10 protein-coding genes are annotated in these 12,325 nt (G+C 60.5%); 5 read left to right on the forward strand and 5 right to left on the reverse strand.

The features are described 5' to 3' along the window. Positions 1-137 precede the first annotated feature (137 nt). Together C1X29_RS05400 and C1X29_RS05405 are read left to right on the forward strand one after the other, a co-directional pair. Complete coding sequence (locus C1X29_RS05400) at positions 138-1,463, forward strand: OprD family porin (RefSeq protein ID WP_102717001.1); 1,326 nt, start codon at positions 138-140, stop codon at positions 1,461-1,463. 181 nt (positions 1,464-1,644) lie between these two features. Continuing rightward, complete coding sequence (locus C1X29_RS05405; RefSeq protein WP_102717002.1) at positions 1,645-2,826, forward strand: acyltransferase; 1,182 nt, start codon at positions 1,645-1,647, stop codon at positions 2,824-2,826. An 85-nt stretch (positions 2,827-2,911) separates the two neighbouring features. Here C1X29_RS05405 and C1X29_RS05410 read toward each other — a convergent pair whose 3' ends face one another. From C1X29_RS05410 to C1X29_RS05430, 5 genes are all read right to left on the reverse strand, one after another. Then, positions 2,912-3,244 (reverse strand): DUF2790 domain-containing protein, encoded by a 333-nt coding sequence (locus C1X29_RS05410; protein WP_085745975.1) that lies wholly within the window; start codon positions 3,242-3,244, stop codon positions 2,912-2,914. Between the two features lie 66 nt (positions 3,245-3,310). Then, positions 3,311-3,511 (reverse strand): co-regulatory protein PtrA N-terminal domain-containing protein, encoded by a 201-nt coding sequence (locus tag C1X29_RS05415; RefSeq protein WP_102717003.1) that lies wholly within the window; start codon positions 3,509-3,511, stop codon positions 3,311-3,313. 134 nt (positions 3,512-3,645) lie between these two features. After that, the gene (locus C1X29_RS05420) at positions 3,646-6,798 is read right to left on the reverse strand and encodes an efflux RND transporter permease subunit (protein WP_102717004.1); all 3,153 of its coding nucleotides are present in this window, start codon (positions 6,796-6,798) and stop codon (positions 3,646-3,648) included. 15 nt (positions 6,799-6,813) lie between these two features. Beyond that, a complete protein-coding gene (locus C1X29_RS05425) occupies positions 6,814-8,007 on the reverse strand; it encodes an efflux RND transporter periplasmic adaptor subunit (protein WP_102717005.1) in 1,194 nt (397 codons plus the stop codon). Between the two features lie 49 nt (positions 8,008-8,056). Then, on the reverse strand, positions 8,057-9,304 hold the full coding sequence (locus C1X29_RS05430) for a TolC family protein (protein WP_102717006.1): 1,248 nt from the start codon (positions 9,302-9,304) through the stop codon (positions 8,057-8,059). A gap of 408 nt (positions 9,305-9,712) precedes the next feature. Here C1X29_RS05430 and C1X29_RS05435 point away from each other — a divergent pair, with 408 nt between their 5' ends. The 3 genes from C1X29_RS05435 (at position 9,713) to C1X29_RS29635 (ending at position 12,294) form a co-directional block, all read left to right on the forward strand. Then, a complete protein-coding gene (locus C1X29_RS05435; protein ID WP_007951475.1) occupies positions 9,713-10,387 on the forward strand; it encodes a heavy metal response regulator transcription factor in 675 nt (224 codons plus the stop codon). Then, on the forward strand, positions 10,384-11,793 hold the full coding sequence (locus C1X29_RS05440; RefSeq protein ID WP_102717007.1) for a heavy metal sensor histidine kinase: 1,410 nt from the start codon (positions 10,384-10,386) through the stop codon (positions 11,791-11,793). Before C1X29_RS05435 ends, C1X29_RS05440 begins: the two co-directional genes overlap by 4 nt. A 372-nt stretch (positions 11,794-12,165) precedes the next feature. Beyond that, on the forward strand, positions 12,166-12,294 hold the full coding sequence (locus tag C1X29_RS29635) for a hypothetical protein (protein ID WP_007951477.1): 129 nt from the start codon (positions 12,166-12,168) through the stop codon (positions 12,292-12,294). Positions 12,295-12,325: the final 31 nt, after the last annotated feature.

Consider the following 12,325-nt stretch of genomic DNA (forward strand, 5'->3'; position numbering starts at 1 on the left):
ATTCCCCAATCACCTCCGCGTTATCTGCAGCCTGCAACGATGTCACCCGGCGACCATGCCGGCGGGCCCCTTGTCCGTCGAACAATAAAACCCACGCCGAAGCTCGTTCCCGTTCTGCCGAACCCAAGGAGTGATTGATGGTTAACAACACAAAAATATCGATGGCCGCTCTGGCAGTGGTCGTCGGCGCCGGACCGTCCTCGGTGTTTGCAGAAGAAAAACCCGAAGGGTTTATCGAAGGCAGCAGCCTGACGGTGCTCAACCGTAACCTTTACTTCAACCGTGATCACCGCAACGGTCAGTCCAGCCCTACCGGCAATGGATACTCCGAAGCCTGGGCCCACGGCATCATCGGCAAGTTCGAATCCGGTTTCACCCAGGGCACCGTCGGGGTCGGGGTGGATGCATTTGCGATGATCGGCCTGAAGCTCGACACCGGCGACGGCCGCAACGGTGGCCGCAGTTCGTTCGATGTGTTGCCGGTCAACAGCGACGGTGAAGCACGGGACGAATACACCAAGGTCGGCGGCGCCGCCAAAGTGCGGGCCTTCGATACGGTGGTGAAAGTCGGTGATGTGTTCCCGGCCAACCCGGTGGTCGCGGCAGGTGATTCGCGATTGCTGCCGGAAAGCTTTCGCGGTGTGACCGCGACCAACAACAGCGTCGAAGGCCTGTCGATCCAGGGCGGCCGGTTGCATGCGATGAGTCAACCGGTGTCCAGCGACCTGCGCGAGAACTTCGCGACCTTCTATGCCGGCCCGGTCAACTCGCCGTGGATCGCTTACGGCGGCGGCGATTACGCGCTGAACAAAAACCTGAGTTTCAGCCTGTACTCCAGCCGCCTCAAAGATGCCTGGAACCAGTACTACGCCGGCACCGCCTGGACGTATCCGCTGTCGGATGACCTGTCGCTGTTTGGCGGCCTGAATTACTACAAGGCGGTCGACGAGGGCAAACAATTGCTCGGCGAGTTCGACAACAACATCTGGAGCGGCCGCGTCGGCGTGAAATTCGGCGCGCATTCCGTCGCCCTTTCCCACCAGCGCAACAACGGCAACGACGACTTCGACTACCTGCGCCAGTCCGACTCGATCTTCCTCGACAACTCGATCCAGTACAGCGACTTCAACTCGCCGAAAGAGCGTTCGTGGATGGTGCGCTACGACCTCGACATGACCCCCTACGGCGTGCCCGGCCTGTCGTTCATGACCCGTTATGCACGCGGCACCGACGCCGATTACTCCAACGCCAACGCCGTGTACATGCGCCGCGATGCCGACGGCAATCCACTGACCGACCAGAAGCGCTGGGAGCGTGACGTCGAAGTCAAATACGTGGTGCAGAGCGGTTCGATGAAAGACCTGTCGCTGCGCCTGCGCCAGGCCACGACCAGGGCCACGGCATTTGAGTCGGACCTGGATGAGGTACGAGTGATCGTCGAATACCCGCTGGCGATTCTCTGAGTTTCACGAGCAATGCCCATTCACCTTTAGAAGCTCCTTGCTCCTTTGGTAAGAGGTGAATCCTTTGGCGTCCTTCAGGGCGCTTTTTTTTGTTCCGCAAATAACAGATCGATTTCTTGACCGGACAAGCGGTCACCTGCCATCTTCGCCAGCGCTGAAAAACAAGAACAACGAGGGATCGATGAGCGCGCGTAAAAACCTGGAAATCGAATACTTGAGAGGCGCGGCCGTCGCCATGACCCTCTTGAGCCACGTCAACATGATGCTGCCGTTTCACGCCGATACGCTGCTGAGGATCTTTTCTGTCTTCATGCCCTGGACCGGGGTCGATCTGTTCTTCTGCATTTCCGGTTTCGTGGTGAGCAAGGCCTATCTGGACTATTTCGACAAACACCGCGCGCAAGGCCAGCCGGGGCGGGCCGCCGCTTGTTTCTGGCTACGGCGCGCCTACCGGCTGTTGCCCACTGCGTGGCTCTGGATTCTCCTCCCGCTGTTGTTTTCCATTGTGTTCAACCAGTCGAACGCCTTCGGCTCGTGGTACGACAATCTGCGCAGTTTCACTGCCGTAGCAACATTCACTGGCAACATCGCTCATTACCAATCACTGCTGGGTTCCAGCCCCCAATACTGGAGCCTGGCGCTGGAGGAGCAGTTCTACTTCGTCTTTCCGTTTTTTCTGCTGTTCATAACGTCGCCACGCTGGCGCGTCATCGTCCTGTTCGCGCTCATTGCCTTGCAGTTTGGTGTGGATCGAAATCCTTTCGGCCACCCCATGAGCATCCTCACGTACTTCCGCCTGGACGCAATGCTCTGGGGAATTCTCCTGTGCCTGTTTACCCGAACCCGCCTCTATCGGCAGATCGAACCGCGTGAGCTGGGGCAGAGTTCGACCAGATCCATGTTCTGCACGCTGTTTCTGCTCTACATGCTGGGTGCTGTCGCCATACAACTGATAGCCATGCCGATTGCCGTCGGCATGGTCGCGCTCGTCGCGGTGCTGATTGTCTGGCTGGCGAGTTACGAGAAGGGTTACATCTACTGCCCGGCCTTCATGCGCGGTTTCATGCAGTGGGCCGGCTCGCGATCCTATGGACTCTACGTGATTCACGTCTTCACCAATCACCTGAGTACAGAGATCTGGACCCGTGTGGCCGCCAGTCAGGGCGTGCCCCTGGACGGGCGTTTTACCCTTGAGCTGTTAGCGACGTCTCTGGTTCTGCTGGTAGTGCTGAGCGAGCTCAATTACCGCTTTATCGAAACGCCCCTGCGCCAGCGTGGAGCAGAGATTGCCCGCCGCAAACTGAGCCATGAAGCGCCTGCGGTAACTGCCGGCGCGACTGCTGAGCCATTGCCAGTCAAATAACCCGCAAACGCAAAAGCGCGGCAGACGCCAGGGTCTTCCGCGCATGACCACAATGGCCGGGTGCACACCGTGAAAGTGCGCAGCATCAGCTGCCGCTGTTTCGGCAGGCACCCGCCACGCGGTACTTGAGCGTATTGAGCTGCCCGTTCGAATCCTCATAGGTCATCGCAGTGGGGACGACGGCGCAAGCGGGCTGGGGCTTCACAACGCTGACGATTTTCACCACATCAAGCTTCATTCCGTATTCGTAATCCTTCACCACGGGCGCCGCCTTGCCCCGTTCGGCCGCGTATTGCTCCATGGCCTTGGCGTTGGCGCTGAACGCTCGCTCGAAGGTTCGATCACCACCGCCTTCGGCCAGCACATTCACAGACATCGCCATGGCGCCGGCGAAGGTCATCCACTTGATCCACTTCATGTTCAATTCCTCCAAAAAAGCCCGGCATCGGAATTCGGACGACAGGCTTGTTCCAGCGCGGCGTTTTTAAAGGTCCTTGGTGGTGTCGTCTTTCTTCTCATTGACGACAACCGGGTCGCGGGCCTTTTCCCTGGCGACATATAGCTCCATGGAACGGTCGTTGGCGGTCATCATTCGGTCGAAGGTGCGATCCCCGCCACCTTCGGCCAACACCAGCGAAGACATCATCAGAGCCACGGCAAACGCGCCAATCTGTGCAAGTTTCATCGTTGATTCCTCATTCAAGTCACTGACGGGATCAAGGTAACAATCCGAACCTTTCGTGACGGTGGCGCCGAAATTACATATTCGTCATGTAGAAAGGCCCGCAATGGCGGGCCTGTTGTTGAGGTAAAAAGTGACTAGGCAGCCGTGGGGGATTCCTCGTCCCGGCGATGCGCCAACTGGTACAGCGCTGGCAGGATCAGCAGCGTGAGAATGGTCGAGGACAGGATCCCGCCAATCACCACCGTCGCCAGCGGTCGCTGCACCTCGGCCCCGGTGCCGGTCGCAAGAGCCATCGGAATGAAGCCTAAAGACGCCACCAGCGCCGTCATCAACACCGGGCGCAATCGCGTCAGCGCGCCTTCATGGATCGCTTCGGACAACGACCGGCCTTCCTCCCGCAAGTTGCGAATGAACGCGATCATCACCAGCCCGTTGAGCACCGCCACGCCGGACAGCGCGATAAACCCGACGCCCGCCGAGATCGACAGCGGAATGTCCCGAAGCCACAACGCCATGACCCCGCCGGTCAGCGCAAACGGAATCCCGGTGAACACCAGCAAGCCGTCCTTGAGGTTGTTGAACATCATGAACAGCAACCCGAACACCAGCAGCAACGCCACCGGCACCACGATCTGCAAGCGCTTGGCCGCCGATTGCAGTTGCTCGAACTGACCGCCCCAGGTGGTCCAGTAACCCGCCGGCACCTGCACGTCGCGCTCGATCACTTCGCCCGCCTCGGCGACGAAAGAACCGATGTCACGCCCACGCACGTTGGCGCTGACGATCACCAGGCGCTTGCCGTTCTCGCGGCTGACCTGATTCGGCCCCAGCACCAGATCGAGGCTGGCAACGTCCTTCAGCGCAATGAAACCGATCTGACTGGAAGCATCACCACCCGCCGCCGGCACCGGAATCAGCAGCGCCGACAACCCGTCGATGTCCTTGCGCATGGCGTCGGACAAGCGCACCACCATGTCGAATCGACGGTCGCCTTCATACAGCGTCCCGGCCTTTTGCCCACCGACGGCCACCGCAATGGTGTCCTGCACATCGCCAACGTTGAGCCCGTAACGCGCCGCCTTGTCACGATCAATGTTGATGGTCAGCACCGGCAGACCGGTGGTTTGCTCGACCTTGACCTCGGACGCGCCGTTGACCTTCTGCATCGCGGCGGCAATCTTCGCCGCCGTGGCGTTGAGTACGTCCATGTCATCACCAAACACCTTGACCGCCACGTCGCTGCGCACGCCGGAGATCAGTTCGTTGAAGCGCAACTGGATCGGCTGCGACAGTTCATAGTTGCTGCCCGGCAGCGTCGCCGCGGCCTGTTGCAGTTCGGCCATCAGGGTTTCGCGGGACTTGCCCGGGTCAGGCCATTGCTCTTTGGGCTTGAGCATCACGTAGCTGTCGGAGATGTTCGGCGGCATCGGGTCAGAGGCGATTTCCGCAGTACCGGTGCGGGCGAACACGCGCTCGACTTCCGGCACTTTATTGAGGATCAACGTTTCCAGCCGCTGCTGCATATCCACCGATTGCGTCAGGCTGGTGCCCGGCACGCGCAACGCCTGCAAGGCAAAATCGCCTTCGCTGAGACTCGGCACAAACTCGCTGCCCATGCGGCTGGTGACCACGCCACTGAGGACGATCACGCCCAGCGCCGCACCCACGGCAACAGCACGATGCGACATCACCCAGGCCAGCACCGGTGCATACACGCGACGTGCACCACGCATCACCACGCCCTCTTCTTCCTTGACCTTGCCGGTCACGAACAGCGCAATCGCCGCCGGCACAAAGGTCACGGACAAGAGCATCGCACCGAGCAACGCAATCACCACGGTAAACGCCATCGGGTGGAACATTTTTCCTTCCACGCCGCTCAGAGCGAAGATCGGCAGATACACGACCATAATGATCAACTGGCCGAAAATCAGCGGTCGCCGCGCCTCTTTCGCTGCCGCAAACACTTCATGGAAACGCTCGGATCGCGTCAGCAGACGCCCGTGACGCTGCTGCGCATGGGCCAGTCGGCGCAGGGTGTTTTCAACGATTACCACCGCGCCGTCGACAATGATCCCGAAGTCCAGCGCGCCGAGGCTCATCAGGTTGGCGCTGACCTTGTTGCTGAACATGCCGGTGAAGGTGAACAGCATCGACAGCGGAATAACCATCGCCGTGATCAGCGCAGCGCGGATGTTGCCGAGGAACAGAAACAGGATAGCGATCACCAGAATCGCGCCCTCGACGAGGTTCTTCTTCACCGTGGCGATGGCCTTGTCGACCAGATGCGTGCGGTCGTACACCGGCACCGCGATCACGCCGGCGGGCAACGATTTGTTGATCTGTTCGAGCTTCGCGGCGACGGCCTGGGAAACCGTGCGACTGTTTTCACCGATCAACATGAACACCGTGCCGAGCACCACTTCGCGGCCATTTTCCGTGGCGGCGCCGCTGCGCAGTTCGCGGCCGATGTCCACGGTGGCGACGTTCTTGATCCGGATCGGCGTGCCGTCGACGTTGGCCATGACGATGTTGGCGATGTCCTCGGTGCTCGCCACCTGGCCCGGCGCGCGAATCAGCAATTGCTCGCCGCTGCGCTCGATGTACCCGGCGCCGACGTTGGCGTTGTTGCGCTCCAGCGCCGTCACCAGATCGGTGAGGGTCAGTTTGTAGGCCGCGAGTTTTTTCGGGTCGGGCGCAATCTGGTACTCCTTGGCAAAACCGCCGATGGTGTTGATCTCGGCCACGCCGGGGACGTTGCGCAGTTGCGGCTTGATGATCCAGTCCTGGATCACCCGCAAGTCGGTCGGCGTGTAGGGCGTGCCGTCATCTTTCAGCGCGCCTTCCTTGGTCTCGACCGTCCATAAGAAGATCTCGCCGAGACCGGTGGAAATCGGCCCCATCACCGCTTCCACGCCCTCAGGCAATTGCTCCTTGGCCGACTGCAATCGTTCGTTGACCAATTGCCGGGCAAAGAACAGGTCAGTACCGTCCTTGAAGATCACCGTGACCTGGGACAAACCCGAGCGCGACAGCGAGCGCGTCTGCTCCAGCGCCGGCAGGCCGGCCATCGCGGTTTCAATCGGAAAGGTGATGCGCTGCTCGGTTTCCAGCGGCGAGAACCCGGCCGCACCAGTGTTGATCTGTACCTGGACGTTGGTGATATCGGGCACGGCGTCGATCGGCAGTTTCTGATAACTGGCGATGCCGAGGCCGGCCATGAGCAGAACGGCGAGCAGCACGATGATGCGCTGCTCGATGGCAAACTGGATCAGGCGTTCGAACATGGGAGTCTTCCGCGATTAATGACTGTGCTCGGCCGAGGCTTTGCCCAGCTCCGATTTGAGGACGAAGCTGCCGGCGCTCGCGACTTGCACGCCAGGCTCCAGTCCGGCGGTGACTTCCACTTGCCCCGCCGCGCGACTGCTCAGCTCTACCGCTTGGGCCTTGAAGCCATCTTCTGTGCGGACGAAGACCGTGGGTTTGTCCTCGACGGTCTGGACTGCGGTTTCCGGTACGGCGACTTTGGCCTGACGGCTGTCGGTGGCGACCAGCGCGGTGACAAACAGGCCGGGTCGCCACGAACCTTGCGGGTTTTCCAGGGTAACGCGCACGGTCGCGGTGCGGGTCTGTTCGCCGAGCAGGCTGCCGACGTAAGCCACGGTGCCGCTGACTTCGGCGTTCAATTCCGCCGCGCTGACGGTGACGGATTTGCCCACTTGCACCTTGTTCAGGTCCTTCGGTGACACGCCGAACGTAACCCACACTCGGGACAGATCCGAAAGCGTGAACGCCGCCGTGGTTTCGTCGACCACCTCCCCCGGCGTCAGGTGTTTTTCCACCACCACACCGTCAAAAGGCGCGCGCAGTTCATAACGATTGCCACCGGTGGCGACCACGCTGCCACTGAGCACGCTGATCTTTTGCCGGGCATTGCTCACGGCGATTTCGGCTTCTTCCAAAGCCTGACGTGCCTGGAGGAAATCCTGTTCGGCGGAGATCTTGTCCTGCCACAGTTTCTTCTCGCGTTCGAACGTCGTGCGGGCCAAAGCCAGACGGCGTTGCGCGGCTGCCTGCTCGCTGCGCTGATCGGAAATCTGCTGACTGGCGATCACCGCCAGCAACTGGCCCTTCTTCACCGACTGCCCGAGATTGACCGACACCGACTCGACCACGCCCGGCACGCGCGGCACCACATGCGCGGTGCGGTCTTCGTCAAAACGCACTTCACCGGGGAACGACAGACCGAGGCTGAAGTTCTGCGCTTGGGCGGCGGCCAGTTGAATCCCCGCCGCCGCGATCTGCTCGGCAGTCAATTCGATGTGCCCTTCTTCGGTGTGCCCGCCGTCAGCGGCGGCGCCTTCTTCAGCGTGATCGGCGTGTTCCGCCGCTTCATCGGCATGCGCATCGATGGACGCATTGCCGCTCCACATCACGCCGATGCCAATGCCCAGCGCCAACGTCGCCGCAGCGACCACGATCAGTTTTTTGTCCATGGAAACTCCTCTGCGCCAAACCATCGCGCAGTGATCAGAAAGTTGAAATTCAAGGGTTGGCGCTGAGGTCGCCGAAGATGCGTTCGATGCGGACCCGGGCGTCGGTCGCCTCGCTCACCGCCTGGATGTATTGGCTGCGAGCGGCGATCAATGTGCGCTGGGCATCGAGTACGTCGAGGAAGCCGAACTTGCCCATTTCGAAACCGCGAGTGGCGCTGTCCACCGCACTTTGCGCGGCGGGCAGGATGGTCCTGTCAAATGCCTGGATTTCGCCGTTGGCGGTCTGCCATTGCGCCAGCGTGGTCTGGATTTCCGTGCGCAAACGCAGTTCGGTGGCGTTGCGCAGGTCACGCGCCTGATCGGTACGCCGCGCCGCCGCCAGCACGTTGCCCTGATTGCGGTTGAACAGCGGAATCGGCATCGACAGCCCCACCACGTTGACCCGCTCGCGCTCGGCTTCGCTGTATTGGCTGCCGACGCTGACGGTGAGATCGGGAATCCGCTGGGACTTTTCCAGCCCCAGCGACGCCTCGCGCTGGTCGATCTGCAACCTGGCCAGGCGCAGCTCCGCCGTCTCATTCAAGCGTTCAAGCAAACGGGTGGGCAGCGGTACGCTGGGCAGGCTTTGAGTCGCGGTCTGCACCGTAGTCGACGTCGGCAACGGTGCGCCCATGACCTGTGCCAACTGCTGGTACGCATTGGCCTGATCGCGCTCGGCGCGGCTCAATTCCAGGCGCACTTCCGAAAGCTGCACTTGCGCCCGCGTGCCTTCGACCGGCGACGACTTGCCCGCCTCGATCCGCCCCTGTGCCACACGCAAACCGTGCTCGGCGAGCTGCAGCGACTGCCGGGCCAGTTGCAAACGTTGCTGCGCGGTTTGCGCACCGTTGAACGCTTGAAGCACGTCGGCGCGCAGTGCGTTGCGCTTGCGCTCCAGCTCGATGCCGGCGGCATCCTGCGCACGACTCGCTACTTCAATCCGCGCGCCACGCTTGCCGCCCAGCTCGATCGGCTGGCTGAGCATCACCGTGGTGGTGCGCGATTCGCGCCGGGTGTCTTCGGCCTCCCACGACACCTCGGGGTTGGGGATCAGCCCGGCCTGCTTGCGGTCGCCTTCGGCAATGCCGATTTCCCACTGTGCGGCGGCCAGCTCCGGGTTGCCGGCGAACGCGGTTTGCAGTGCCTGATCCAGCGTCAAAGTCGATGCGCCGGCAAGGCTGGTACAAGCCAGCAACAAGAGGCCGCTGGCGGTTTTTTTCAGGCGTGATCGCGCCGTCAGTTCAATTAAACCGGGCAATGGAAGGCTTCCTTCAATCAAGAATCGTTGATGGCGCAACGGTAGGGTTTTGAACTTATCGACAAGGTGACGTGAACATTACAAATCCGTTATCCACGGTTTATCGAAGTTGTTTTGCTCTAGGATTCGAAGTTCGAATGGCTTTATTGCAATAGATAGAAACAAATGCACGTTAGTTATCTGCCGGACAGCACTTGCCGAAATGAAAGTCGTGAAAAATGCGCCATTCCACTGCGACAGGCTGTCGCGGACGGCCGATTTAAAGCGCTCAGGCGTTGACTCTGTAGCCACTACAGCCTTTACCGTGCCCGCCACTCAGTTTCAAAGTCCGTCAGGAAGCCCCTGCAAAAACTGCAACTTCCAGACTCACTTACTTAAATACCCATTCATTAAAAGTGGTGAAACATCATGCGAATCCTTGTCGTCGAGGACGAGCTTAAAGCTGCCGAATACTTGCATCAGGGTCTGACCGAAAGTGGTTATATCGTTGACCACGCCGTTAATGGCGCTGACGGTTTGCACCTGGCGCAACAACAGGTTTATGACCTGATCATTCTCGATGTGAACCTGCCGGAACTCGATGGCTGGAGCGTGCTGGAACAACTGCGTCGCACCCACTCAACCCGGGTGATGATGCTCACCGCACGCGGGCGGCTGGCGGACAAGATCCGCGGTCTGGATCTGGGCGCCGACGATTATCTGGTCAAGCCGTTCGAGTTCCCGGAACTGCTGGCGCGGGTACGCACGTTGATGCGGCGCAGTGAAAACATTCCGGTGCCGCAGGTGCTCAAGGTCGCCGATCTGGAACTTGATCCGGGCCGTCACCGGGCCTTTCGTGGCACGCAGCGCATCGACCTGACCACCAAGGAGTTCGCCCTGCTGCATCTGCTGATGCGCCAGTCCGGCGAAGTGCTGACCCGCACCCAGATCATCTCGCTGGTGTGGGACATGAATTTCGACTGCGACACCAACGTGGTCGAAGTCTCGATCCGCCGCCTGCGGGCGAAGATCGACGACCCGTTCGACAGCAAACTGATCCACACCCTGCGCGGTGTCGGCTATGTGCTGGAGGCCCGGGAATGAAGCCGGCCAGCCTGTCGCTGCGGCTGGGTCTGACGGTCAGCATTCTGGGTGCATTGCTGGTGGTGTTCCTGGCGATCCTCGCGTATTTCGCCCTGACCCATGAGCTGAACGCGCTATCGCGCGACAGCCTGGAAAAGAAGATGGAACAGGTCGAGCACAGCCTGACGCTGTACTTCGACACCAGCGAGATCAGCGCCAAGCCGCACATTCTGCTCGATCAGGTCATGGGGCATGACAACCTGACCCTGACCATTTACGACCTGAACAACCTGCGCACCCCGCTGCTCAAGTCCGGCTCGGGCCTGACCGATCCACGGATTGAACTGAAGGCAGTTCGGGCGACCACCGATCAGTTGACCCACACCGACAGCGCCGATGCTGAAGGCGCGAAGTTTCTCACCGTCTCCAAGCTGATTCGCCTCAAGGACGGCAGCAACGTACCGGTGCTGCTGTCGATGGATAACGCCCACGATCAGGCTCTGCTCAGTGCTTATTTGCGCTCGACGTTGATGGCTTTGCCATTGCTGCTGGTATTCATCGGTCTGACCGCATGGGGGGCGGTGCAACGAGGGCTGGCACCGTTGCGCGAATTCCGCAAAGTGGCGGCACGAGTGACGACGCAGGATCTCGATCACCGGTTGTCGGTGCTGAACATGCCCCAGGAACTCAGCGAACTGGCGCAGGGCATCAACGTCATGCTCGATCGACTGGACAGCGGCGTGCAGCAGTTGTCGCAGTTCTCCGATGACCTGGCCCACGAGCTGCGCACGCCGATCAACAACCTGATGGGCAAGGCCCAAGTGACGCTGTCGCGAGAGCGCTCGGTCGAGGAATACACCAACGTTCTGGTGTCCTGCACCGAGGAGCTGGAGCGGGTCGCGCGGATTGTTTCGGACATGCTGTTCCTGGCCCAGGCGAGCCAGCCTGCGGCACACACCTCGTTCGAGCCGATTGCGCTGGAGGAAGAGGCGTTCAAAGTGGCGGATCTGTTTTTCCTGACGGCACAGGACAAACAGATCGATCTGAAGGTCATCGGCAGCGCTCAGGTATCGGGCGACCGGCTGATGATTCAGCGAGCGATTTCCAATCTGCTGTCCAATGCCCTGCGCCACTGCCCGTCCGGCAAGACCGTTTCGCTGTTCATCGAACAAACGCCGAACGAGGTGTCGCTGCGGGTGAGCAATCCCGGCACAGGCATCGAAGCGCAGCACCTGCCGTATCTGTTCGACCGTTTTTACCGGGTCGACAGCAGTCGCACCCGTTCACAGGGCAGTACCGGGCTGGGGCTGGCCATCGTGCATTCGATCATGACCTTGCATCAGGGCTCCGCGCAGGTTCAAAGCCGTCCGGGGGCGATGACGGTGTTCAGTCTGGTGTTTCCTGTGATGCACCGGGAACGGCACTGAACCGTGAAGCCGATTTGTGCGGTGTTTTCTCAAACCTCATGGGAAAAATCACCGCACAAGTGCTGCATCCATCTCCGTAAATCCTTCAGTACGAATTTGCGTCGTCCCCGCGCTGAAACGTCCGACAGGGGCACACGACAGAACGCCTCAAACCGCTGACTCCTTTCGCATGGTTCGCCCGTTGCCACGCAGTGCTGCCCCCCAGAAACACATCCGCCCGGCGTCAATTCACTTTTTATCAGTACGTATTTCGACACCGCTGAAGCCCGCGGCTGGAAACGTCCGGACATTTTTGACCCCGCCCTCACCGCCCTTTTAGATTCGGTTCGTGCTTGCAACAGCACTCCCAAACAACAACCAAGGAGCAACATCATGGGCTACATGGGCAGCTTGAACGCAAACCCTATCGATGAACTGGAAGAGCAGGAAGCACCCTCGCCAGAGCAGATCGAAGCGCTGCAACTGACCGAGGAAGAACAGGCGGAACTCAACGCCGAGTGACAGAACCCGCGGGGGCCCTGCGCCCTCGCGG

The organism is Pseudomonas sp. GW456-12-10-14-LB2 (assembly GCF_002884345.1).
Taxonomy (GTDB): domain Bacteria; phylum Pseudomonadota; class Gammaproteobacteria; order Pseudomonadales; family Pseudomonadaceae; genus Aquipseudomonas; species Aquipseudomonas paraglycinae.

What these genes read in the sequence shown, in the direction of transcription:
- C1X29_RS05400 (WP_102717001.1), top strand. Translation starts at nt 138, where the DNA reads ATGGTTAACAACACAAAAATATCGATGGCCGCTCTGGCAGTGGTCGTC.
- C1X29_RS05405 (WP_102717002.1), top strand. Translation starts at nt 1,645, where the DNA reads ATGAGCGCGCGTAAAAACCTGGAAATCGAATACTTGAGAGGCGCGGCC.
- C1X29_RS05410 (WP_085745975.1), bottom strand. Translation starts at nt 3,244, where the DNA reads ATGAAGTGGATCAAGTGGATGACCTTCGCCGGCGCCATGGCGATGTCT.
- C1X29_RS05415 (WP_102717003.1), bottom strand. Translation starts at nt 3,511, where the DNA reads ATGAAACTTGCACAGATTGGCGCGTTTGCCGTGGCTCTGATGATGTCT.
- C1X29_RS05420 (WP_102717004.1), bottom strand. Translation starts at nt 6,798, where the DNA reads ATGTTCGAACGCCTGATCCAGTTTGCCATCGAGCAGCGCATCATCGTG.
- C1X29_RS05425 (WP_102717005.1), bottom strand. Translation starts at nt 8,007, where the DNA reads ATGGACAAAAAACTGATCGTGGTCGCTGCGGCGACGTTGGCGCTGGGC.
- C1X29_RS05435 (WP_007951475.1), top strand. Translation starts at nt 9,713, where the DNA reads ATGCGAATCCTTGTCGTCGAGGACGAGCTTAAAGCTGCCGAATACTTG.
- C1X29_RS05440 (WP_102717007.1), top strand. Translation starts at nt 10,384, where the DNA reads ATGAAGCCGGCCAGCCTGTCGCTGCGGCTGGGTCTGACGGTCAGCATT.
- C1X29_RS29635 (WP_007951477.1), top strand. Translation starts at nt 12,166, where the DNA reads ATGGGCTACATGGGCAGCTTGAACGCAAACCCTATCGATGAACTGGAA.